Annotated in this window: 23 protein-coding genes; 10 read left to right on the top strand and 13 right to left on the bottom strand. The window is 70.3% G+C overall.

Annotation, left to right across the window (positions count from 1 at the left end; translation table 11 throughout):
- Positions 1-14 precede the first annotated feature (14 nt).
- Both ACH4D5_RS01370 and ACH4D5_RS01365 read right to left on the bottom strand, forming a co-directional pair.
- The gene (locus ACH4D5_RS01370; RefSeq protein WP_398297362.1) at positions 15-1004 is read right to left on the bottom strand and encodes an aldose epimerase family protein; all 990 of its coding nucleotides are present in this window, start codon (positions 1002-1004) and stop codon (positions 15-17) included.
- A gap of 44 nt (positions 1005-1048) precedes the next feature.
- Positions 1049-1957 (bottom strand): SGNH/GDSL hydrolase family protein, encoded by a 909-nt coding sequence (locus ACH4D5_RS01365; protein WP_398297360.1) that lies wholly within the window; start codon positions 1955-1957, stop codon positions 1049-1051.
- A 341-nt stretch (positions 1958-2298) separates the two neighbouring features.
- On the opposite strand from ACH4D5_RS01365, the gene ACH4D5_RS01360 reads away from it, so the two are divergent.
- A complete protein-coding gene (locus ACH4D5_RS01360) occupies positions 2299-2793 on the top strand; it encodes a DUF3145 domain-containing protein (RefSeq protein WP_398297358.1) in 495 nt (164 codons plus the stop codon).
- Between the two features lie 55 nt (positions 2794-2848).
- Here ACH4D5_RS01360 and fabF read toward each other — a convergent pair whose 3' ends face one another.
- The 5 genes from fabF to fasR all read right to left on the bottom strand — a co-directional run bounded on the left by fabF (position 2849) and on the right by fasR (position 7702).
- Positions 2849-4111, bottom strand: coding sequence for a beta-ketoacyl-ACP synthase II (gene fabF / locus ACH4D5_RS01355; RefSeq protein ID WP_398297356.1), 1263 nt, complete (start codon positions 4109-4111; stop codon positions 2849-2851).
- 70 nt (positions 4112-4181) lie between these two features.
- Positions 4182-4430 carry an acyl carrier protein gene (locus ACH4D5_RS01350; RefSeq protein WP_398297354.1) on the bottom strand — a complete coding sequence of 83 codons (249 nt, stop codon included), beginning with the start codon at positions 4428-4430 and terminating at the stop codon, positions 4182-4184.
- A 98-nt stretch (positions 4431-4528) separates the two neighbouring features.
- The gene (locus ACH4D5_RS01345; RefSeq protein WP_398297352.1) at positions 4529-5533 is read right to left on the bottom strand and encodes a ketoacyl-ACP synthase III; all 1005 of its coding nucleotides are present in this window, start codon (positions 5531-5533) and stop codon (positions 4529-4531) included.
- Positions 5534-5561: 28 nt separating this feature from the next.
- Positions 5562-6473, bottom strand: coding sequence for an ACP S-malonyltransferase (locus tag ACH4D5_RS01340; protein WP_398297350.1), 912 nt, complete (start codon positions 6471-6473; stop codon positions 5562-5564).
- 89 nt (positions 6474-6562) lie between these two features.
- Entirely contained in the window at positions 6563-7702 is a 1140-nt protein-coding gene (fasR, locus tag ACH4D5_RS01335; protein WP_398298476.1) for a fatty acid biosynthesis transcriptional regulator FasR, read from the bottom strand.
- Positions 7703-7865: 163 nt separating this feature from the next.
- Between fasR and ACH4D5_RS01330 the strand changes: the two genes are divergently transcribed.
- Positions 7866-8537, top strand: a complete 672-nt coding sequence (locus ACH4D5_RS01330) for a pirin family protein (RefSeq protein ID WP_398297348.1) — start codon at positions 7866-7868, stop codon at positions 8535-8537.
- A 19-nt stretch (positions 8538-8556) separates the two neighbouring features.
- Here ACH4D5_RS01330 and ACH4D5_RS01325 read toward each other — a convergent pair whose 3' ends face one another.
- Complete coding sequence (locus ACH4D5_RS01325) at positions 8557-9378, bottom strand: serine hydrolase domain-containing protein (protein WP_398297346.1); 822 nt, start codon at positions 9376-9378, stop codon at positions 8557-8559.
- Positions 9379-9495: 117 nt separating this feature from the next.
- Between ACH4D5_RS01325 and ACH4D5_RS01320 the strand changes: the two genes are divergently transcribed.
- Both ACH4D5_RS01320 and ACH4D5_RS01315 read left to right on the top strand, forming a co-directional pair.
- Positions 9496-9918 carry a MerR family transcriptional regulator gene (locus ACH4D5_RS01320; RefSeq protein WP_398297344.1) on the top strand — a complete coding sequence of 141 codons (423 nt, stop codon included), beginning with the start codon at positions 9496-9498 and terminating at the stop codon, positions 9916-9918.
- Between the two features lie 5 nt (positions 9919-9923).
- Positions 9924-10940, top strand: coding sequence for an aldo/keto reductase (locus ACH4D5_RS01315; RefSeq protein WP_398297342.1), 1017 nt, complete (start codon positions 9924-9926; stop codon positions 10938-10940).
- 28 nt (positions 10941-10968) lie between these two features.
- On the opposite strand, the gene ACH4D5_RS01310 is transcribed toward ACH4D5_RS01315, so the two are convergent.
- From ACH4D5_RS01310 to ACH4D5_RS01300, 3 genes are all read right to left on the bottom strand, one after another.
- Positions 10969-11850 carry a DUF4429 domain-containing protein gene (locus ACH4D5_RS01310; RefSeq protein ID WP_398297340.1) on the bottom strand — a complete coding sequence of 294 codons (882 nt, stop codon included), beginning with the start codon at positions 11848-11850 and terminating at the stop codon, positions 10969-10971.
- A 75-nt stretch (positions 11851-11925) separates the two neighbouring features.
- Positions 11926-13137: an alpha/beta hydrolase gene (locus tag ACH4D5_RS01305; RefSeq protein WP_398297338.1), complete on the bottom strand. Its 1212-nt coding sequence runs from the start codon at positions 13135-13137 to the stop codon at positions 11926-11928.
- A 166-nt stretch (positions 13138-13303) separates the two neighbouring features.
- A complete protein-coding gene (locus tag ACH4D5_RS01300) occupies positions 13304-13927 on the bottom strand; it encodes a TetR/AcrR family transcriptional regulator (RefSeq protein ID WP_398298474.1) in 624 nt (207 codons plus the stop codon).
- Positions 13928-14130: 203 nt separating this feature from the next.
- Here ACH4D5_RS01300 and ACH4D5_RS01295 point away from each other — a divergent pair, with 203 nt between their 5' ends.
- Positions 14131-15741, top strand: a complete 1611-nt coding sequence (locus ACH4D5_RS01295; RefSeq protein WP_398297336.1) for an MFS transporter — start codon at positions 14131-14133, stop codon at positions 15739-15741.
- 218 nt (positions 15742-15959) lie between these two features.
- A complete protein-coding gene (locus ACH4D5_RS01290) occupies positions 15960-16352 on the top strand; it encodes a peptidase inhibitor family I36 protein (RefSeq protein WP_398297334.1) in 393 nt (130 codons plus the stop codon).
- A 109-nt stretch (positions 16353-16461) separates the two neighbouring features.
- Here ACH4D5_RS01290 and ACH4D5_RS01285 read toward each other — a convergent pair whose 3' ends face one another.
- Both ACH4D5_RS01285 and aceE read right to left on the bottom strand, forming a co-directional pair.
- Entirely contained in the window at positions 16462-17289 is an 828-nt protein-coding gene (locus ACH4D5_RS01285) for a potassium channel family protein (RefSeq protein ID WP_398297332.1), read from the bottom strand.
- Positions 17290-17401: 112 nt separating this feature from the next.
- Positions 17402-20134 carry a pyruvate dehydrogenase (acetyl-transferring), homodimeric type gene (gene aceE, locus ACH4D5_RS01280; protein ID WP_398297328.1) on the bottom strand — a complete coding sequence of 911 codons (2733 nt, stop codon included), beginning with the start codon at positions 20132-20134 and terminating at the stop codon, positions 17402-17404.
- A 368-nt stretch (positions 20135-20502) separates the two neighbouring features.
- Between aceE and ACH4D5_RS01275 the strand changes: the two genes are divergently transcribed.
- From ACH4D5_RS01275 to ACH4D5_RS01260, 4 genes are all read left to right on the top strand, one after another.
- Positions 20503-20934, top strand: a complete 432-nt coding sequence (locus ACH4D5_RS01275; protein WP_398297326.1) for a DUF3052 domain-containing protein — start codon at positions 20503-20505, stop codon at positions 20932-20934.
- A gap of 212 nt (positions 20935-21146) precedes the next feature.
- Positions 21147-21605, top strand: a complete 459-nt coding sequence (locus ACH4D5_RS01270) for a peroxiredoxin (protein WP_398297324.1) — start codon at positions 21147-21149, stop codon at positions 21603-21605.
- 113 nt (positions 21606-21718) lie between these two features.
- Positions 21719-22294: a TerD family protein gene (locus ACH4D5_RS01265; RefSeq protein ID WP_362994506.1), complete on the top strand. Its 576-nt coding sequence runs from the start codon at positions 21719-21721 to the stop codon at positions 22292-22294.
- Between the two features lie 130 nt (positions 22295-22424).
- A complete protein-coding gene (locus ACH4D5_RS01260; protein WP_398297322.1) occupies positions 22425-23000 on the top strand; it encodes a TerD family protein in 576 nt (191 codons plus the stop codon).
- Positions 23001-23006 lie beyond the last annotated feature (6 nt).

Here is a 23006-nt window from a genome sequence, read left to right as displayed (position 1 = left end):
GAAATCGCGCGACCTCACCGCACCGAGAAGCCGTACACCGTCTCCGACGCGTACACCTCGCCGGGACGCAGCACCGTGGAGGGAAAGTGCGGCCGGTGCGGCGAGTCGGGAAACCGCTGGGTCTCCAGCGCGATCCCGTCGCAGGGCGCGAAGGGCAGCTCCGGGGCGAAGTGGTCCGCCGTGTAGAGCTGCAGGCCCGGCTCCGTCGTCGCGACGGTCAGGACCCGGCCGGAGCCGGGGTCGCACAGCCGGGCCACCTCGACCGGCTCCGCCGTGACTCCCTTGTCCAGCACGTAGTTGTGGTCGTAGCCGGGCCCGGCCCCGCGCGTCGCACGGAAGTCGAACCGCGTCCCCGCCACATCCTCGTACGCGCCCGTCGGAATCCCGGCGCCGTCCGTCGGCGTGATGCGTGAGGCCGCGATCCGCACCTCGTGACCGAGTGCGCTGCCCGTCCCCGCCCCGGCGAGGTTCCAGTACGTGTGGTTGGTGAGGTTCACGACGGTCGGCGCGTCGGTCGTCGCCTCGTAGGCGATCCGCAGCGCCCCCGTCTCGTCCAGCGCGTACGTCGCCGAGACCGCGAGCCGCCCGGGATAGCCCTCCTCGCCGTCGGGGGAGACCCGCGAGAGCCGCACCCCGTGCCCGCCCGCCGGCTCCGCGTCCCACACGTGCTTGTCGAAGCCGCGCTCGCCCCCGTGCAGCGCGTTGGGCCCGTTGTTCCGCGCGAGGTCGTACGTCCGCCCGTCGATGACGAAGGAACCGCCCGCGATCCGGTTCGCGTACCGCCCTACCAGCGCACCGAAGTACGGCCCCGGATGCGCCAGATAACCGTCGAGCCCCTCGAAGCCCAGCGCCACCGGCGCCGCGCGCCCCGACCCGTCGGGGACGTCCACCGACTGCACGATCCCGCCGTACGTCAGGACGCGCACCCGCACCCCGGCCCTCTCCAGCGTCCACCGGTGGATAGGGCTGCCGTCGGGAAGCGTCCCGAAGAGTTCACTGCGCATGATCGAGACCCTAGCCGGGCCCCCGCCCGGAGCGCCTCCTCCGGCTATGCCACGGGCTTCTTGGACGTCACCTGCCGGTAGGCGATCTCGGCGAGCCGCGCCTGGCCGTTCTTGCTGGGGTGGAACCAGTCCCAGTGGCTCAACTGGTCGCCGTCGAAGCGGTAGTCGAAGACCGCCCCGCCGTCGTGCCGGCAGCGCCGGTCCTTCTCACACACCTCTCTGAGGACTTCGTTGTACGCGACCACGCGGTCCCGCACCGCGTCGCGCCGCTGCGTCGCCCGCGCGTCCAGGTCGTCCGGGTCGGCCAGCATGGAGGCGCAGATGCCCAGCTTCCACACCTGCTTGCCCAGCGGATTGGTCCGCCCCTGGGACCAGAGCCGCTTCAGGTCCGGCACGGACGCCACGTACACCTGCGCCTTCGGCAGCTCGCGGCGCAGGGTGCGCATCGCCTCCTGGAAGTCGGCGCGGAACTGCGCGACCGGCGTCATCGCGGCGACGGACGAGCGGCAGGCGTCGTTGGCACCCGTCATCACCGTGACCAGCTCGGGGCGCTCGGTGGCGGCCGCCTCGACCTGCCCGGTCAGATCCGCCATGCGGGCGCCGGTCTTCGCGTGGTTCCAACTGTGCGTGGCGGCGCGCCCCTTCCCGAGCAGCCGCGTCGCCAGGCTGTTGATCTCGCTGTCGGTGCCGGTCGCCCAGGACGCCTCGGGGCAGTCGGAGAGCACCGAGCAGGCGTCGAAGCCGCGGGTGATGGAGTCGCCGACGGCGGCCAGCGAGCGCGGTGAGGTGTCCCAGGCGGGCGTGGGCTTCGGGGACGGCCGGTGGGCGGACGAGCCGCCGGGCGCCCCGGAGTTGCCGCCCTGGGCGTCGCACGCGGTGAGCGCACCGCCGCAGAGAAGGGCCGCGGTCGCGAGGGCGACGGCGGCACGCGAGCGGTGCCTGCGGTTCCGCATCCCCTGCTCCCCTCTGTCGTTCAACGTGACGTCGTGCGGGTGGCCGGGGTTGCGCCCCGCCGGGTGAAAGGTCGGAGTTTCCTGGCCTTCGGACCGACGGTACGTCACACTCCTTGCGCCGCCGCACGGTAGCCTCGGCCCGTAGCCGCCGGACCACCGCTGTCACGGCGGCGACAGGCGGGTGGTCCACCCGGTGGCGCCCCGCTGCGGTGGTTCCGCTAAATTACATCACGTCACATCTGTCCCCTTTTCCCAGGTTTATCTAGTATTTGGGGAAAACTGCTCGGCACGGGCGCGAGGCCGCTGGGGAAGGCGAACCTCGACCCACACTGGAGGTCCCGGTGACGACACGTGGAGTTCTGTACGTGCACTCCGCTCCGCGCGCGCTGTGCCCACACGTCGAGTGGGCTGTCGCGGGCGTGCTCGGTGCGCGTGTGAGCCTCGACTGGATCAGGCAGCCCGCGGCGCCGGGCACCTGGAGATCCGAATTCTCCTGGCAGGGCTCGGTGGGCACCGCGTCCAAGCTCGCCTCCGCCCTGCGCGGCTGGGATCTGCTGCGCTTCGAAGTCACGGCGGAGCCCTGCACCAGCGCCGAGGGCGAGCGCTACAGCGCCACGCCCGAGCTCGGCATCTACCACGCCGTGACCGGTATCCACGGCGACATCCTGGTCCCCGAGGATCGGCTCCGCGCCGCGCTCGCCCGCTCGCAGCGCGGCGAGAGCAACCTGGAGGCGGAGCTGGCCAAGCTCCTCGGCAAGCCCTGGGACGACGAACTGGAGCCCTTCCGGTACGCGGGCGAGGGGGCACCCGTGCGCTGGCTGCACCAAGTGGTCTGACCTGCGCGAAGGGGCCCCACCGAACCGGTGGGGCCCCTTCGTACGTGCGGCAGGCTCAGACGCTGCGGAACGCCAGGACCACGTTGTGGCCGCCGAAGCCGAACGAGTCGTTCAGCGCCGCGATCGTGCCCTCGGGCAGCGGACGGGCCTCGCCGCGGACGATGTCCGCGTCGACCTCGGGGTCGAGGTTGTCGATGTTGATCGTCGGCGGGGCGACGCGGTGCTTGAGCGCGAGGACCGTGGCCACGGTCTCCACGCCGCCCGCGCCACCGAGCAGGTGACCGGTCATCGACTTGGTGCTGGAGATCGCCATGTGGTCCACGTCGTCGCCGAAGGCCTTGCGCAGCGCCTTGATCTCCGCGACGTCACCCTGCGGCGTCGAGGTCGCGTGCGCGTTCACGTGCACGATCTCGGCGGGCTTCAGGTCCGTCGTGTCGACCAGGTTCTGCAGCGCCGCGGCGATGCCGTTGCCGGACGGCTCGGGCTGCGTGATGTGGTGGGCGTCGGCCGAGATGCCCTGGCCGACGGCCTCCGCGTAGATCTTCGCGCCGCGGGCCTTGGCGTGCTCCTCGGACTCCAGGACGATGACACCGGCGCCCTCGCCGAGCACGAAGCCGTTGCGGTCCGCGTCGTAGGGCCGCGAGGCGCCCTGCGGGTCGTCGTTGTTCTTGGACATCGCCATCATGTTGCCGAACGCGACGATGGGCAGCGGGTGGATCGCCGCCTCCGTGCCGCCCGCGACGACGACGTCGGCGCGGCCGGTACGGATCATCTCGATCGCGTAGCCGATGGCCTCCGCGCCCGAGGCGCAGGCCGACACCGGGGTGTGGACGCCCGACTGGGCACCCAGCTCGATGCCGACGTTGGCCGCCGGGGAGTTGGGCATCAGCATCGGCACGGTGTGCGGGGAGACGCGGCGTACGCCCTTCTCCTTGAGCACGTCGTACTGGTCGAGGAGCGTGGTCACGCCGCCGATGCCGGACGCGATGACCGCGCCGAGACGGTGCGGGTCCACGGAAGCGTCCTCGCCCGCCTTGGCGGTGTAGCCGGCGTCCGCCCAGGCCTCCTTGGCCGCGATCAGCGCGAACTGCGCCGACCGGTCCAGCTTGCGGGCCTGCGGGCGGGGGATGACCTCGCCCGGCTCCACGGCGATCTGACCGGCGATGCGGACCGGCAGCTCGGCTGCCCAGTCCTGCTCCAGCGTGCTGACGCCGGAACGGCCCGCGAGCAGGCCCTCCCACGTCGAGGCTGCGTCGCCACCCAGCGGTGTGGTTGCGCCGATACCGGTGACGACCACGGTGCGATTGGTCGAGTTCACAGGAAAATTCTCCACGGTGTTGAGGGGATCAGCGGCGCCACCGCCGGGTGGCGACTGAGCACGAGCTGGGTCAGCTCTGGTGCTCGAGGATGTACTTGGTCGCGTCGCCGACCGTCTTGAGGTTCTTGACGTCGTCGTCCGGGATCTTGACGTCGAAGCGCTCTTCGGCGGCGACGACGACCTCGACCATGGACAGCGAGTCGACGTCCAGGTCGTCGGTGAAGGACTTGTCCAGCTGGACGTCCTCGACCGGGATGCCGGCGATCTCGTTCACGATCTCGGCGAGACCGTCGACGATCTCCTTCTCAGTGGCGGCCATGTTGGCGCTCCTTCTTGTGGATCCAGAGGGTGGGGCGCCCGCCGCGGCAGCGGCAGGCTGGGCACAGCTGTACGGATCGGAAGATCCGGACGAGATGCCTAGGGGAGGGTAACGACCGTGGCGGCGTACACGAGACCCGCCCCGAAGCCGATGACGAGCGCGGTGTCGCCGCTCTTCGCCTCGCCGGTCGCCAGGAGCCGCTCCATCGCGAGCGGGATCGAGGCGGCCGAGGTGTTGCCGGTGGTGCGCACGTCACGGGCGACCGTGACGTGTTCGGGCAGTTTCAGAGTCTTCACCATCGAGTCGATGATCCGCTCGTTGGCCTGGTGCGGAATGAAGACGTCCAGGTCGTCCGCGGTGATTCCGGCCGCGTCCAGCGCCTGCTGGGCGACCTTCGCCATCTCGAACACGGCCCAGCGGAAGACCGCCTGGCCCTCCTGCGTGATCGCAGGGAACTTGGCGGGCGCACCGCCGTTGCGGTACACCTCCCAGGACTCGGTCTGCTTGATCGTCTCGGCCTTGTCGCCCTCCGAGCCCCAGACCGTCGGGCCGATCATCGGCTCCTTGGCGGGGCCCACGATCACGGCGCCCGCGCCGTCACCGAAGAGGAAGGCCGTGGCACGGTCGTGCAGGTCGGTGAGGTCGCTCAGCCGCTCCACGCCGATCACCAGGACGTACTCCGCGGAGCCGTCGACGACCATGCCCTTGGCCAGCGTCAGGCCGTAGCCGAAGCCGGCGCAGCCCGCGGAGATGTCGAACGCGGCGGGCTTGCCCGCGCCGATCTTGTCCGCGATCTCGGTCGCGATGGCCGGGGTCTGCTTGAAGTGCGAGACGGTGGAGACGATCACGGCACCGATCTGCGCGGGCGTGATGCCCGCGTCCGCGATCGCCTTGCCCGACGCCTCGATCGACATCGCGGCCACGGTCTCCTCCTCGGAGGCCCAGTGGCGGGTCGCGATGCCGGAGCGGGAGCGGATCCATTCGTCGGACGAGTCGATCGTCTCCAGAATGACCTCGTTCGGCACGACGCGGGTGGGCCGGTAGCCGCCGACGCCCATGATCCGCGCGTACGGATGGCCCTTGCCGGGCTTGATCTTCGACATGCGCTACGGCTCCTTGTCTGTCGTCGGCTCAGGAATGCTCGGCGACGAGCGCGCGGGCCGCGTCGAGGTCGTCGGGGGTCTTCACCGCGAGGGTCTGCACGCCCTTCAGGGCGCGCTTGGCCAGACCGGTCAGGGTGCCGCCGGGGCACACCTCGATCAGCGCCGTCACACCGAGCTCCTTGAAGGTCTCCATGCACAGGTCCCAGCGGACCGGGTTGGCGACCTGGCCGACCAGGCGGGAGATCACCTCGGCGCCGGTGTCGACGGTGCTGCCGTCGCGGTTCGAGACGTACGGAATCTTCGGGTCGGCTGCGGTGAGGCCGGCTGCGGCCTGCTCCAGCTTCGCCACGGCGGGCGCCATGTGCTCCGTGTGGAACGCGCCCGCGACCTTGAGGGCGACGACCTTGCGGACACCTTCGGGCTTGTCGGCCTGCAGGGCATCCAGTTGCTCCAGCGTACCCGCTGCAACGATCTGACCTGCGCCGTTCACATTCGCCGGGGTCAGGCCGAGCTTCTGCAGGTGCGGGACGGTGACCTCGGGGTCGCCGCCGAGCAGCGCCGCCATGCCGGTCTGCGTGACCGCGGCGGCCTCCGCCATCGCCAGGCCGCGGGTGCGGACGAAGCCCAGGGCGGCGTCGTCACTGAGCACCCCGGCGTACGCGGCGGCGGTGATCTCACCGACGCTGTGTCCGGCGACGGCGCCCGGCGTGATGTCACCGAGTGCCGCGGCGGAGAGCAGTCCGGCGGCCACGAGCAGCGGCTGGGCCACTGCCGTGTCGCGGATCGCGTCCGCGTCGGCCTCGGTGCCGTAATGGGCGAGGTCGAGCCCGATGGCGTCGGACCAGGCGGCGATGCGGTCGGCGGCACCGGGGAGGTCGAGCCAGGGGGTCAGGAAGCCGGGCGTCTGAGCGCCTTGGCCGGGAGCGACGAGTACGAGCACTCTTACACTCTCTCTTGTGGACGGTGGGGGCCGCCCGTGGGGACAGGGACGAAGAACCGCTGGGGTAATTGTAGGAGCTCGACAAAACCCTAGGATTGAAGATCCGCGTCGGCCAGACGTCCCAGGATCAGCGCGATCCGCAGCGTGAACGCGGAACGCACATCGGAAGGTGACCAACCGGTGACGTCAGTCACACGTCGGAGCCGGTAGCGCACGGTGTTGGGATGCACAAAGAGCATCCGGGCCGCCCCTTCGAGGCTGCTCGCCTGCTCCAGATAGACGCTCAGCGTCTCCAGGAGCGCGGAGCCCGCCTCCTCCAGCGGTCTGTAGATCTCCTCCACCAGCTGCTCACGGGCCGCCGGATCCCCCGCCATCGCGCGCTCCGGCAGCAGATCGTCCGCGAGGACCGGCCGCGGGGCGTCCTGCCAGGCGGCGGACGCCTTGAGTCCGGCGGCGGCGGCCTGCGCGGAGCGGGTCGCCGCGAGCAGGTCGGGGACGATCGGTCCCGCCACCACGGGACCGGCGGCGTACGGCCCGATCAAGGACTTCGCCACGTGCAGCGGATTGTCGTTGCCGCCCGCGATGACGACCAGGCGGGTGCCGAGGACACCGGTCAGGACCTGCAGTTTCGCGTGCCGGGCGGCGCGGCGGATGGCCTCGACGGTGAGCTCGCTGTCGCCGTCGGGTGCGGTGCCGAGCACCACGCAGACGTGTTCGGGGGAGTTCCAGCCGAGCGCGGCGGCGCGCGAGACGGCCCCCTCGTCGGCCTCCCCGGACAGCACCGCGTTCACGACCAGGGACTCCAGGCGGGCGTCCCAGGCACCGCGTGCCTCGGCGGCCTGCGCGTACACCTGTGCGGTGGCGAAGGCGATCTCGCGGGCGTAGACGAGAAGGGCCTCCCGGAGCACGGACTCGTCGCCGGGGGCCGCGACCTCGTCGATCGCGGACTCCATCACCTCGATCGTCGTCCGCACCATCTCCACGGTCTGGCGCAGGGTGATCGCCCTGGTCAGCTCGCGGGGAGCGGTGCCGAAGACATCGGTGGAGATGGCCTGCGGGGCGTCCGGGTGCCGGAACCACTCGGTGAACGCGGCGATACCGGCCTGCGCGACCAGACCGATCCAGGAGCGGTTCTCCGGAGGCATCGCCCGGTACCAGGACAGCGTCTCGTCCATCCGCGCGATGGCCTGCGCCGCGAGGCTCCCTGACGACTTCTCCAGCCGCTTCAGGGTCGCGGTGTGGGCGTGGGCGGACCTGCGGGCGTCCTGGCCGGACTCCGGGCGGGATTCCCGGCGGGACTCCTGATGGGCTTCGTTCGCTGAGGGTTCGGGCACGGGACAAGACTGCCTTATCGGGGCGGGGACGTGCGGTGCCGGGGCTACGGTGGGGTGCGTGATTGATGTACGGCGCTCCGGCGACCGGTACCGCGGCGGGGAGACCGCGGCCGGCATCGAGTCCTGCCACGCCTTCTCCTTCGGGCCTCACTACGACCCCGACAACCTCCGCTTCGGCGCGGTCCTGGCCTGCAACGAAGAGCGCCTCGCCCCCGGCGCGGGCTTCGACGAACACCCGCACAGCCACACCGAGATCGTGACCTGGGTCGTCGAGGGTGAGCTCACCCACCGGGACTCGACGGGCCACGCGTCACTGGTCCGCCCCGGCGACGTGCAGCACCTGTCCGCGGCGGGCGGCGTCCGCCATGTGGAACGCAATGACGGCGCGACCCCGCTCGTCTTCGTCCAGATGTGGCTGGCCCCCCTCGCCCCGGGCGGCGACCCGGCCTACGAAGTGGTCCGCGGCATCGCCGACTCGACGCCGTACGCGGTGCCCGGCGCGGGGGCGCTGCTGCATGTGCGGCGCCCGGCGGCGGGCGAGCGGCTCGCGGTCCCGGCCGCGCCCTTCGTGTACGTCCATGTGGTGCGCGGCGAAGTGGCCCTGGGGGAGGAGCGGTTGGGGCCGGGCGACTCCGCGCGGATCACCGGGGAGGCGGGCCTGGAAGGGGTGGCCTCGGACGCGGCGGAACTGCTGATCTGGGAGATGACGGACGCCTCTCAGGGTCCCTGAGGATGCGGCGGGTGGCCGATCACCCGCGCAGCTCGGCGAGCACCGCGTCCGTGAACGGGGGCCACACCTCGACGGCCCACGGCCCGAAGGGCCGGTCGGTGAGGGCGACACAGGCCGCCCCCGCGTCCGGGTCGATCCACAGGAACGTCCCCGCCTGGCCGAAGTGCCCGAACGTCCGGGGCGACGAGGAACTCCCCGTCCAGTGCGGTGCCTTGGAGTCCCGGATCTCGAACCCGAGCCCCCAGTCGTTCGGATTCTGGTGCCCGTACCCCGGCAGGACGCCCTTCAGTCCCGGGTACGTCACCGTCATCGCCGCCGCCACGGTGCGTGTGTCGAGCAACCGGGGGGCCTGCACCTCCGCGGCGAACCTGACCAGGTCGTCGACCGTGGACACCCCGTCCTTGGCGGGCGAGCCCTCACCCTCCAGCGCGGTCGCGGTCATGCCGAGCGGCTCCAGCACCGCCTGCCGCAGATACTCCGCGAAGGGAATGTCCGTCGCCTTGGCGATGTGATCGCCCAACACCTCGAAGCCCGCGTTCGAGTACAGCCGCCGCGTCCCCGGCGCCGACGTCACCCGGTGCTCGTCGAACGCGAGGCCACTGGTGTGCGCCAGCAGATGCCGCACCGTCGACCCCTCGGGCCCTGCGGGCTCGTCGAGCTCGATCGCCCCCTCTTCGTACGCCACGAGGGCCGCGTACGCCGCGACGGGCTTGGTGACCGAGGCGAGGGCGAACCGCCGGTCCGTGGGGCCGTGGGTCCCGACGACGGTGCCGTCCGCACGGACGACGGCCGCGGCAGCGGTGGGGACCGGCCAGTTCTCGATCAACGCCAGGCTCTGCATGCCCCCGAGCCTAAGCGGCCGCCAGGACCAGCCGCATCGAGGGGTCTTCCCCGCATCCGCACGTCGCCGCAGATTCCCGCTTGCTTGGAGTGCACTCCAGGGTTCTAGCGTGTGGGCATGACGGTGACGGAGACCAGGAGCGCAGCAACCCGCCCGAACAGTGAGGACCGCTACACGATCAGCGAAGTCGCCGACCGTACCGGCCTCACCGCCTACACCCTGCGCTGGTACGAGCGGATCGGCCTGATGCCGCACATCGACCGCTCCCACACGGGCCAGCGCCGCTACACCAGCCGCGACCTGAACTGGCTCGCCTTCGTCGGCAAGCTGCGCCTGACCGGGATGCCCGTGGCGGACATGGTCCGTTACGCGGAACTGGTGCGCGAGGGCGAACACACCTTCCCCGAGCGCCAGGAACTCCTGGAGAGCACCCGGCGCGACGTCCGCGCCCGCATCGCGGAGCTGCAGGACACCCTCGCCGTCCTCGACTACAAGATCGACACATACGCGGGCGCCCGGCGGGCGTCGGAAAGGCCCTGAACACCATGACGGACACGAACATCACGAAGGTGCGACTCGGCGGCGAAGGGCCGGAGGTCGGCGTCCAGGGCCTCGGCTGCATGGGCATGAGCTTCGCCTACGGCCCCACGGACACCGGCGAGGCCAGGGCCACCCTGGACCGCGCCCTGGAGCTGGGCGTCACCCTCTACGACACCGCCGACGTCTACGGCATGGGCGAGAACGAGAAGTTCCTGGCCCCCTTCGTCAAGGCGCACCGCGACGAGATCGTCCTCGCCACCAAATTCGCCCTGGCCATCGACCCGGCCGAGCCGACGAAGCGGCGCATCGACAACTCTCCGGAGTACATCCGCGCCAGCATCGACGCCAGCCTGCGCCGCCTCGGCACGGACGTCGTCGACCTCTACTACATGCACCGCCGCGACCCGGACGTGCCCATCGAGGAGACGGTCGGTGTGCTGTCCGAGCTCGTCGCCGCGGGCAAGATCAAGCACGTCGGCCTGAGCGAGGTCACCGGCGCCGAGCTGCGCGCCGCGCACGCCGTCCACCCCATCGCCGCGGTCCAGTCGGAGTGGTCGCTCTTCAGCCGCGACATCGAGCGGAGCGTGGTCCCCACGGCCGCCGAGCTCGGCGTGGCGCTCGTGCCCTACTCCCCGCTCGGCCGGGGCTTCCTCACCGGCTCCTTCACCCACGCGGACAAGGAACTCGGCGAGGACGACTTCCGCCGCCAGCAGCCCCGCTTCACCGGCGAGAACGCCACCGCCAACGCCGCGCTCCTGGCCCCGGTCCGCTCCGTCGCCGACGCCCACGGAGCGAGCCTCGGACAGATCGCCCTGGCCTGGGTCCAGCAGCAGGCCGCGGTCCACGGCCTGCCCGTCGTCCCGATCCCCGGCACCCGCAGGCCCGCCCGCGTCGAGGAGAACACCGCGGCCACCCGCATCACGCTCACCGACGACGATCTCGCCCTGCTGAACCCGATCGCCGCCGACGTCGCGGGCAACCGCTACGCCGACATGACCTTCACCTCGGCGGGCCGGGAGTAGCCGGCGGCGGCCGGGAGCCGCCACCCGCTCAGAGCTCCGCCAGCAGCTCGGCCTTCTTCATCGTGAACTCGTCGTCCGTGAGCAGGCCGGCCTGGTGCAGCTCGCCGAGGTGCCGAATGCGGTCCGCGATGTCCGCCGGATCGCGGCGCACGGCAGGCACCGCGGGAGCCCCCGCGCCGACGCCGTCGGGCAGCAGGGCCGGGCTCGACGCGCGGACCGCGGCGAGGACCGAAGCGGCGAACGGCAGCGACTCGTGGACCGGGCCGTAACCGAGGCCGAAGACGACGGCCGCCGGGTCCTGGTCGGCCTGCGCCGGCTGCTGGACCGGGGTGTCGCGGCGGAGCAGCCGCAGATGGCCCTCGAAGACCTCCGGAGAGCGCCATTCGATGCCGCACAGATCCGTGACGGGGAAGCTCTGGTCCCCGGCCTTCCACTTCGCCGACGACGCGCCCGTCCAGAACCAGCGGAAGGACACCAGCTTGCCGTCGAAGGACGCCTTCCCGTCGTACGCCTTGAACTGCAGGGGCGCCTCGGGGGCGGCCACCAGGAAGCGGTCCGCGCTCTCGCCGACGTCCGGCGCGAGCCGGGCCCGCAGCTCGTCCGCGTAGTACTCGGCGAGTGTCTCCCGCTCCGCGGGAAGCACCAGGCGGTACGGGTCGCTGCCCTCCTTGAGCTGGCCCGCCGCGGCCTCCATCAGAGGATCGGCGCCCGGTCTCGGCACGGCGTGCAGCACCACGGTCCCGCGTTTGCCGGGGGAGAGCGTCACCGCCGCGATCGCCTCATGGGGGATGCGCCGTTCACCGAGAGCCTGGAAGAGCTTCGGTGTGCGGATCCCCCGTTCGAAGCGGATGAGCACGGAGTCGGACTCGAACTCCCAGGCGGCATGAAATCCGGCCAGAACATCACCCATGCGGCTCATCGTAGGCGGCACGAGCGCCTCCGTCCCTCCTGCGGCGGGCCGCTGTTTCATGGATTTCTACGCGCGTCAGGCCGCGGCCGTGCCGGAAAAACCCTTCCGGCAGGCGTCGTCGTCGCTCGCGCACCGCACCGAGCGGTACGCACCGGTGCCGATTTCCGCGAAGTTGCGGAGGCTCTCCGTGCCCGGCTCGAAATAGCCGGTGTGGCCCCGCGCGCCGGCCGCGGAGAGGATACGCGCGCCGAAGCCGACGGCCACCGGGTCGGCACCGTGGCCGAGCCCGCCGATCTCCATGTTCGGCACGTCCTGGATCCAGTCGTCGCCGTCCCGGGTGGCCCAGACCCGGGCCTTCGTGCCCAGCTGAGAGGCCGAGTCGGCGCGCATGCCCGGGCTGCCGGCCACCGCGATGTCCGTGACCCGCGGGGGCAGCTTCCGCGCGGCCACCCCGCACACCACGGAGCCGTAGCTGTGGCAGTACAGCGCGACCGGAGTGCGGCCGGGCAGGCCGCGCACCAGGGAGTCGAGCCGCTTGGCCCCGTCCTCGGCGCGCATCGCCGTCGCCGCGTCCACGCCGATCCCGACGGGCGCGGTGTAGTCGGCCCAGGCGATCACGGCGGTACGCGCGCCGGGATCCACCGCACGCTCCTCGCGGTAGAGCGCCTTCGCCATGCCCACCGGAGCGGAGTACTTGCGGAACGTCCGCTCGAAGGTCAGTACGTTCGTGTCCACACCGGGCACGACCACCGACACCCGGCGGGCCTTGTCCATGTCTCCGAAGACCTCGGCCATGCGCCCGGAGCCCATGGGATCGAAGGCGAGCACCTGGCGTCCCGGGCGCATCATCACCCCGAACCGCTTCATCCTGCGCTCGGCCTCCTGCTTCCCCAGCGGGGAGAGGCGGTTGTCGCGCATGCGCTGGCGCTCGACCTTGCGGGCCTGTCCCAGCGCGATGTGGTTGGCGCGGTAGCGGAGCTCGGCGGGCGCGCCGTTCATGTTGCCGACCGCGAGCGGGTAGCGGGCGGCGAGCCGGTTGCGCTGCTGCGTGTCGAGCGAGGCGAAGAAGTGGGCGAGCCGGCCGGCGGGCCCGTCCGGGTCGGGCAGCGCGCGTCCGGCGATGCTGCCCTTCTCCCAGGCGGTGAGGGCGGCCTCCAAGGGCGACGCGTCGCCCTTGTTGTGGCGCACGGCGGTCCAGCCGGTGGTGGCGAGCATGACGAACACCACGGCGAGCGCGAGGAGAGTGCGCCAGGCGTTGAGTTGAGGGGAGGAGTCGAAGGAAGTCACTACGGACCACCCTAGGAGAATCGTGATGTTTACCGTGCATCGCGTGAGGCAGATCACGTTTCCACAGGGGTAATTGAGGCGAAGCAGACACTTCGAGCGACCCAGGGTGTATGGGCCGCTGCTCAACGTAGGGGCGGTTCCGGCCGGTTGCCTCGGGCCGGTTGCTTCAGGGGGTGCGTGTGCGCCACTCCCCGGCCAGGGCGGGGCCCAGGTGGTCGAGGTAGGTCTCCGTGAGGACGCGGATCGACTCCGGGCTGGTGTCCTCGCCCGCGCCCCACAGCCGTCCCGTCACGCGCATGACGCCGCTGAAGGCGGCCACCGCCACGCGGGGGCGGGGGTCGCTGTCCACGTCGAGGCCCTCGCGCTCGGCGATCACACGGGCGACCTCGTCCTCCATCTCGATGGAGCGGCGCAGGTGGACGGCGAGCAGGGCGGGTGTCGACTCGATCATCTGGTAGGTCCGCATGTGGAGTTCGACCGGCACGACCTCCTCGATGGACTGGCCCATCGCCTCCCAGGCGCCGAGCACGGCACCGCGCAGGGCCACCAGCGGGGCTTCGTGGGCGGGGCGGTCGCGCAGGGCCTGGACGAAGCGCGCCTCCACCATCTCCTGGACCGCGAAGGCGGCTTCCTGCTTGTTGGCGAAGTAGCGGAAGAACGTGCGCTGGGAGACGTCGACGGCCTCGGCGATCTCGTCGACGGTCGTCTCCTCGTACCCCTTGGTGGTGAAGAGTTCGAGCGCCACGCGCAGAAGGGCGTCCCGGGTGCGCTGCTTCTTGCGCTCGCGCAGCCCCGGCCTGGAGGCTTCCGCGGGCGTGCCCTCGGCGCTCTCCTGCCGTGTCTCCGGGCGGTCCGTCGCTCGCTGCGTCGTCTTCACACCATGGTCCTCTTTCCGGCCGTTTGCCCAGTTCACCTTACCTGTGAGGCACGTGACAGTTACCGACTAGTGAAATAGTTTGTCAACTGTCAGACGCTGTCACTAACCTCGAACCCATGACTAGTCAGACCACCGTCGACAAGGCGGACGAGGCGCCGGAGCCCCTCTCCGTTCCGGCCCCGGCCAAGGGGCTCCGCGGCCACCCCTGGCTGACGCTCTTCGCCGTCGCGATCGGCGTGATGATGGTCGCCCTGGACGGCACCATCGTGGCGATCGCCAACCCGGCCATCCAGAAGGACCTCGGCGCCACCTTCGCCGAGGTGCAGTGGATCACCAACGGCTACTTCCTCGCCCTCGCCGTCGCGCTGATCACCGCGGGCAAGCTGGGCGACCGCTTCGGCCACCGCCAGACCTTCCTCATAGGCGTGGTGGGCTTCGCCGCCGCCTCGGGGGCCATCGGCCTCTCCGACACCATCCCGCTGGTCGTCGCCTTCCGCGTGCTCCAGGGCCTCTTCGGCGCCCTGCTGATGCCCGCCGCGCTCGGACTGCTCCGGGCGACGTTCCCGGCCGAGAAGCTCAACATGGCCATCGGCATCTGGGGCATGGTGATCGGCGCCTCCACGGCCGGCGGCCCGATCCTCGGCGGTCTCCTCGTCCAGCACGTCAGCTGGCAGTCCGTCTTCTTCATCAACGTGCCGGTCGGCATCATCGCTGTAGTGCTCGGTGTGGTCATCCTCAAGGACCACCGTGCGGAGAACGCGCCGAAGTCCTTCGACGTCGTCGGTATCGCCCTGCTGTCGGCAGCCATGTTCTGCCTGGTCTGGGCGCTCATCAAGGCCCCAGAGTGGGGCTGGGGCGACGGCATGACCTGGACCTTCATCGGCGCCTCCGTACTGAGCTTCGCGCTCTTCGCGGCCTGGGAGTCGAAGGTCAAGGAGCCGCTCATCCCCCTGGCCCTGTTCCGCTCGGTGCCGCTCTCCGCGGGCGTGGTCCTGATGGTGCTCATGGCCATCGCCTTCATGGGCGGCCTCTTCTTCGTCACCTTCTACCTGCAGAACGTGCACGGGATGAGCCCCGTGGACAGCGGCCTGCACCTGCTTCCGCTCACCGGCATGATGATCATCGGCTCGCCGCTGGCCGGCGCGATGATCACCAAGGTGGGCCCGCGCATCCCGCTGGCCGGCGGCATGCTCTTCACCGCCGTCGCCATGTACGGCATGTCCACGCTGGAGGCGGGCACCGGCAGCGGTCTCATGTCGATCTGGTTCGCGCTCCTCGGCCTCGGCCTCGCCCCGGTGATGGTCGGCGCGACGGAGGTCATCGTGGGCAACGCGCCGATGGAGCTCTCCGGCGTCGCCGGCGGTCTCCAGCAGGCCGCGATGCAGATCGGCGGCAGCCTCGGCACGGCCGTCCTCGGCGCCGTCATGGCGTCCAAGGTCGACAGCGACCTGCCCGACAACTGGGCCGATGCGAAGCTTCCGCCGCTCAGCGAGGCCCAGCTCGACAAGGCCGCCGAGGCCGTCCAGGTCGGGGTGGCGCCGGTGCCGCCGAAGGCTCCGCCGTCGATCGCCGACCAGATCACCTCGGTCGCCCACGACACCTTCATGTCGGGCATGGGCCTGGCCTGCCTGGTCGCCACCGGAGTCGCCGCGGTCGCCGTCTTCGTCGCGTTCCTGACCAAGCGCGGCGTCAACGCCGAGGCGGGCGCGGGCGTGGGCCACATCTGAGGCCCAGATACGCCGAGGCGTCCCCGGGTGCGCCGAGGTATCTCCGCGTACGCCGAGATATCGGGGAAAGCCCCTCAGGGAGAACCTGGGGGGCTTTCGCCTATCAGGGTGACGCACATTCGTACCCCTTCCGACGGCCGGTCCGGCGGGTCCACAGTGCAGACAGAAGATCCGCACACGTGGCCAACGGAGCCACAGCACACGGGGGTTGAAGAACCATGCGTACGACCACACCCGCGACCGCCACCGCAGCCGCACTCGCCGTATTGGCCGCACTCGCCGCGGTCGTCCTCACGCCCACGCACGCCGGGGCCGCCGCCCCGCCGACACTGCGCGGCTGCGGCGCCGGCGAGCTCTGCCTCTGGGAGAAGGCGGGCTTCCGCGGCCCCCGCCATGTGTACGAGCTGGCGGGCATCGACATCGAGAGCTGCACCGCGCTGCCGGAGGGGAGCAGCGCGGAGGCCGTCGCCAACCGCACGGGCCGGCCCGTGACGGTGTACCAGTCGGCGGAGTGCGCCGAGACCGGCGAGTTCAACACCTATCCGGGCAGCGGCACCTGGGCGCCCGAATCCCCGTATCGCGTCAGGGCTTTCAAGGTCTGGGAGAACTGAACGGGGGTACTCGCGGAGACATCACGCGCAAGCGCCCCGGCTCACGCGGCCGTACGTGGTCGCGGAGTCGGCCGGATCGCGCGACGCTCACCGGGACGGGAGGCTCCGGCTACGCGCCGGGCTTCCCCGCTCCGGGCCGTGGCACCGCAGCACCCACCTGCGGCTCGGCACCCACCACTCCGGGCACCGCAACCACTCCCGACTCCGCGCCCGATAGAGCCGTCACCTGCGCCCGCAGCGCCTTCACCTCGGCCGTCAACGCCTCGATCGCGGCTGTCTGACGCCGCTCCTCGGCATCGTCCTTCTCGAAGCGGGCGATGAACCAGGCGGCGATGTTCGCGGTCACGACACCGAGCAGGGCGATGCCCGACAGCATGAGACCGACCGCGAGCACCCTGCCGAGGCCCGTCGTCGGCGCGTGGTCGCCGTAGCCGACGGTCGTCATCGTGGTGAAGGACCACCACACCGCGTCGCCGAGCGTCTTGATGTTCCCGCCCGGTGCGTCCCGCTCCACGGAGAGCACCGCCAGGGAGCCGAACATCAACAGCCCCACCACCGACCCCACGACATACGTCGTCAGCCTTATCTGCGACGCCATCCGGGCCCGTCGGCCGACGAGAGTCAGCGTGGCGACGAGCCGCAGCAACCGCAGCGGCTGAATCATCGGAAGGAGCACGGCACACAGGTCCAGCCAGTGGGTGCGCACGAACCGTCCGCGGTGCTCGGCGAGGAGCAGACGCACGACGTAGTCGACGGCGAACGCACCCCAGACGAACCACTCCACCATCGAGCAGGTCTTCGCCACGGCCCGGTCGGCGTCGGGCATCACGATCGGCACGGCGTAGGCGACGGCGAACGCCACCGCGAGCGCGAGGAGCGGGCGCTGCGTGCGCCGCTCCCAGCGGATCTGTGCGGGTTGCGCCGGTTCTTCCTTCATGGGCGCATCGTAGAAAACGCCGATGGGCGGCGGGACCGTACCCCGCCGCCCATCGGATGGAGCGCTGTGTATCTGGAGCGCTATGTATCTGGAGTGCTGTGTGCCTGGGGCGCTACGCGTCGCCCCCGGCCGCGCCCGGGTCCGCGGCCGTGACGTCGAGGAGCTGGTAGCGGTCGATCGCCTGCTTCAGGACGGAGCGGTCGACCTTGCCCTCGCGAGCCAGTTCGGTCAGCACGCCGACCACGATCGACTGCGCGTCGATGTGGAAGAAGCGCCGGGCCGCGCCGCGGGTGTCGGCGAAGCCGAAGCCGTCCGCGCCCAGTGACTGGTAGGTGCCGGGCACCCAGCGGGAGATCTGGTCGGGGACGCTCCGCATCCAGTCGGAGACGGCCACGAACGGGCCTTCGGCGCCGGACAGCTTCTGCGTGACGTAGGGGACGCGCTGCTCCTCGTCGGGGTGCAGGAAGTTGTGGCGCTCCACGTCCACGGCCTCGCGGCGCAGTTCGTTCCAGGAGGTCGCCGACCAGACGTCCGCCTTGACGTTCCACTCCGCGGCGAGGATCCGCTGGGCCTCGACCGCCCACGGCACCGCGACGCCGGACGCGATGATCTGGGCCGGGATGGCGCCCTGCTCACCGGTCTTGAAGCGGTAGATGCCCTTGACGATGCCGTCGACGTCCACGTCGGCCGGCTCGGCCGGGTGCTGGATCGGCTCGTTGTAGACGGTGAGGTAGTAGAAGACGTCCTCGCTGTCGGGGCCGTACATCCGGCGCAGGCCGTCCTTGACGATGTGCGCGATCTCGTAGCCGAAGGCGGGGTCGTAGGCGACACAGCCCGGGTTCGTGGAGGCGAGCAGCTGCGAGTGGCCGTCCGCGTGCTGCAGGCCCTCGCCGGTCAGGGTCGTGCGGCCGGCGGTCGCGCCCAGGACGAAACCGCGCGCGAGCTGGTCGGCCATCTGCCAGAACTGGTCGCCGGTGCGCTGGAAACCGAACATCGAGTAGAAGACGTAGACGGGGATCAGCGGCTCGCCGTGGGTGGCGTAGGCCGAGCCGGCGGCGATGAGGGACGCCGTGCAGCCCGCCTCCGAGATGCCGTCGTGCAGCATCTGGCCCGTCGGGGACTCCTTGTACGCGAGGAGGAGGTCGCGGTCCACGGCCTCGTACTGCTGGCCGAGCGGGTTGTAGATCTTCGCGCTCGGGAAGAAGGCGTCCATGCCGAAGGTGCGGTACTCGTCGGGGGCGATCAGCACGAAGCGCTTGCCGATCTCCTTGTCCCGCATGAGGTCCTTCAGGATGCGGACGAACGCCATGGTGGTGGCGATCGACTGCTGTCCCGAGCCCTTCTTAGCGGCCGCGTACGCCTTGTCGTCGGGCAGCTGGAGGGGCTTGGCACGCACGACGCGGGTCGGGACGTAGCCCCCGAGGCCCTTGCGGCGGTCGTGCATGTACTGGATCTCTTCGGAGTCCCGGCCCGGGTGGTAGTACGGCGGGGCGCCGTCCTCCAACTGCTTGTCCGTGATCGGGATGTGCAGGCGGTCCCGGAAGCCCTTGAGGTCGTCGACCGTCAGCTTCTTCATCTGGTGCGTGGCGTTGCGGCCCTCGAAGTTGGGGCCGAGGGTCCAGCCCTTGACCGTCTGGGCGAGGATCACCGTCGGCTGGCCCTTGTGCGCCTTGGCCGCCGAGAACGCCGCGAAGATCTTCTTGTGGTCGTGACCGCCGCGGCCCAGGTGCAGGATCTGGTCGTCGGTCATGTTCTCGACCATGGCGCGCAGCCGGTGGTCGTCGCCGAAGAAGTGGTCGCGGATGTAGGCGCCGGTCTCGGTGGCGTACGTCTGGAACTGGCCGTCGGGCGTCGTGTTCAGCTTGTTGACCAGGATGCCGTCGCGGTCCTGCGCGAGCAGCGGGTCCCAGCTGCGGTCCCAGACCAGCTTGATGACGTTCCAGCCGGCGCCGCGGAACTGCGACTCCAGCTCCTGGATGATCTTGCCGTTGCCGCGCACCGGGCCGTCCAGGCGCTGCAGGTTGCAGTTGACGACGAAGGTGAGGTTGTCCAGGCCCTCGCGGGCGGCGATGGAGAGCTGGCCGAGCGACTCGGGCTCGTCCATCTCGCCGTCGCCGAGGAACGCCCAGACGTGCGACTTGGAGGTGTCCGCGATGGAGCGCGCCTCCATGTAGCGGTTCATCCGGGCCTGGAAGATCGCACCGAGCGGGCCGAGGCCCATGGACACGGTCGGGAACTCCCAGAAGTCCGGCATCAAACGCGGATGCGGGTACGACGAGAGGCCGTTGGGCGCCTTGGACTTCTCCTGGCGGAACGCGTCGAGCTGCGGCTCGGTGAGCCGGTCGAGGAGGAAGGCGCGGGCGTAGATACCGGGGGACGCGTGCCCCTGGAAGAAGATCTGGTCGCCGCCGTCGCCCTCGTCCTTGCCGCGGAAGAAGTGGTTGAAGCCCACGTCGTAGAGCGACGCGGAGGAGGCGAAGGTGGCGATGTGGCCGCCGACACCGATACCGGGACGCTGGGCGCGGGAGACCATCACCGCGGCGTTCCAGCGGGTCGCGTTCAGGATCTTGCGTTCGACTTCCTCGTTGCCGGGGAAGAACGGCTCGTCCTTGGTGGCGATCGTGTTGACGTAGTCCGTGCTGCGCATCTCGGGCACGGCGACGCGCTTCTCGCGCGCGCGTTCGATCAATCGGAGCATCAGGTAGCGGGCCCGCTCGCGGCCGCGTTCGTCGACCGCGGCGTCGAGGGAGTCGAGCCACTCCTGGGTCTCTTCGGGATCGAAGTCCGGGACCTGACTCGGCAGGCCGCCAATGATGATCGGGTTGCGATCGGATCCGGAAGCCACGCTGTTCCTTCGCTGTTGGGGCTCTCGCCTGCGGTGTGCCTGGCCGTGCACCGTTTCCCATCGTGTACCTCGCGGACGCAAACGTCATGTCTACCGATTGGTAACCGAGACGCTCATCCGGCCACCCTGGGGTAGGCTCGGCCCAAATCGCAACGATACGCCCAACGTGTCCAGCCGCTTCGCAGAGCCGTTCGGCCTCGTACAGGTGAGGCGGCAGTTGCGGCGACACGGTCGGGAACATCACCGTTTCGGCGGTCTCGACGGCCGGGTACTTGCGCGATCCGTCCCGCCCGTGTGGACTACGGCCAACGCCCCGCGCACGCGCGTGGCTGACAGGCATTCCCAAAAACATGATCAGGAGGCAATCCGTGAGCGCGACCGCGGACCACGCGGAGACGAACCTTGCCGTAAGGCTTGGTTTCCAGCCCGACCAGGTGGTCCAGGAGATCGGCTACGACGACGACGTCGATCAGGAGCTCCGCGAGGTCATCGAAGAGACCATTGGCTCCGAGCTCGTCGACGAGGACTACGACGACGTGGCTGACGCCGTGGTGCTCTGGTTCCGTGAGGACGACGGGGACCTGACCGATGCGCTGGTGGATGCCATCGCCTACATGGAGGAAGGCGGCTCGATCCTGCTGCTCACTCCGAAGACCGGTCGTGACGGGTACGTCGAGCCGAGCGAGATCGGCGAGGCGGCCACCACAGCGGGCCTCTCCCAGACCAAGAGCATCAACGCCGGCAAGGACTGGAACGGCAGCCGGCTGCTCACCCCCAAGGGCGCCGCCAAGAAGCGCTAGAGCGCCAGGCCCCGGCGGACCCAGAGTGGCACCGCAGAACGACCGTGAGGCCCCCGCCGACGACCATCCGTCGGCGGGGGCCTCACGCGTGTGCTGAACGCGTGTGGCGAACGCGTGTGCCGAGCGCCCCGAAAGGCGTAGATCGCCGCAAGTAGGGTGGGTGTCACCCGAACGGCCCCACCCGAGGGGCCCCGTCGAAGGGATGCGTACTCATGGCGATCGAGGTGGGCACCAAGGCCCCGGAGTTCGAGCTGAAGGACAACCACGGCCGGTCCGTGCGGCTCTCCGACTTCCGCGGCGAGAAGAACGTGGTGCTGCTCTTCTACCCGTTCGCGTTCACCGGCGTCTGCACCGGCGAGCTCTGCGCGCTCCGCGACGAGCTGCCGAAGTTCGTCAACGACGACACCCAGCTGCTCGCCGTCTCCAACGACTCCATCCACACCCTGCGCGTCTTCGCCGAGCAGGAGGGCCTGGAGTACCCGCTGCTCTCCGACTTCTGGCCGCACGGCGAGGTCTCGCGGGCGTACGGCGTCTTCGACGAGGAGAAGGGCTGCGCGGTGCGCGGCACCTTCATCATCGACAAGGAGGGCGTGGTGCGCTGGAGCGTCGTCAACGGCCTGCCGGACGCCCGTGACCTGAATGAGTACGTCAAGGCCCTCGAAACGCTCTGAGCAAGCCCCGTTTTCGCTCGCGGCCGGGAACCGGTCACTAGGATCCACACGTTGATCCGATGGCAACGCAACGCTTGGGGCTCCCCGCCCCTGGACACCAATTGGGAGGACTCGTGGGAGTCAGCCTCAGCAAGGGCGGCAACGTATCGCTGAGCAAGGAGGCGCCGGGCCTGACCGCGGTTCTGGTCGGCCTCGGCTGGGACGTCCGCACCACCACCGGTACGGACTTCGACCTCGACGCCAGCGCGATCCTGACGAACGCGGAGGGCAAGGTCAGCAGCGACCAGAACTTCGTGTTCTTCAACAACCTGAAGAGCCCCGACGGCTCCGTCGAGCACACCGGTGACAACACCACCGGTGAGGGCGAGGGCGACGACGAGGTGATCAAGGTCGACCTGGCCGCGGTCCCCGCCGACGTCGAGAAGGTCGTCTTCCCCGTCTCGATCTACGACGCCGAGAACCGCCAGCAGTCGTTCGGCCAGGTCCGCAACGCGTTCATCCGCGTCGTGAACCAGGCGGGCGGCGCGGAGATCGCGCGGTACGACCTCTCCGAGGACGCCTCGACGGAGACCGCCATGGTCTTCGGCGAGCTGTACCGCCACGGCGCCGAGTGGAAGTTCCGCGCGGTCGGCCAGGGCTACGCCTCGGGCCTGCGCGGCATCGCGCAGGACTTCGGCGTCAACGTCTGAGCCGAGCACACCCCGCACCATCCGTCCGGCGCCGCACACGCACGTGGTGCGGCGCCGGACGTGCTCAACCACCTGGTGCGCCCGTCACCGCGGGCGCACGGCTCTCGTCACCACGGGGAGGACCAGCACCATGGGCGTCACGCTCGCCAAGGGAGGCAATGTCTCCCTCTCCAAGGCCGCACCCGATCTCACCCAGGTCCTCGTGGGCCTCGGCTGGGACGCGCGCTCCACCACCGGCGCCCCCTTCGACCTCGACGCCAGCGCCCTGCTGTGCAACGCGGGCCGGGTCCTGGGCGACGAGTGGTTCGTCTTCTACAACAACCTGAAGAGCCCCGACGGCTCCGTCGAGCACACCGGCGACAACCTCACGGGCGAGGGGGACGGCGACGACGAGTCGGTCCTGATCGACCTCTCCAAGGTGCCGGCCAACTGCGACAAGATCATCTTCCCCGTCTCGATCCATGACGCGGACAACAGAGGGCAGACGTTCGGCCAGGTCAGCAACGCGTTCATCCGCGTCGTGAACCAGGCGGACGGCCAGGAGCTCGCGCGCTACGACCTCAGCGAGGACGCCTCCACGGAGACCGCGATGATCTTCGGCGAGGTGTATCGGTACGGGGAAGAGTGGAAGTTCCGTGCCGTCGGGCAGGGGTACGCGTCTGGCCTGCGTGGTATCGCTCTAGACTTCGGGGTCAACGTTTCGTAAAGCAGG

The sequence above is a fragment of the Streptomyces sp. NPDC018029 genome (genome assembly GCF_044327655.1).
Taxonomy (GTDB): Bacteria; Actinomycetota; Actinomycetes; order Streptomycetales; family Streptomycetaceae; genus Streptomyces.
This window is presented reverse-complemented; position numbering and strand designations above follow the sequence as displayed.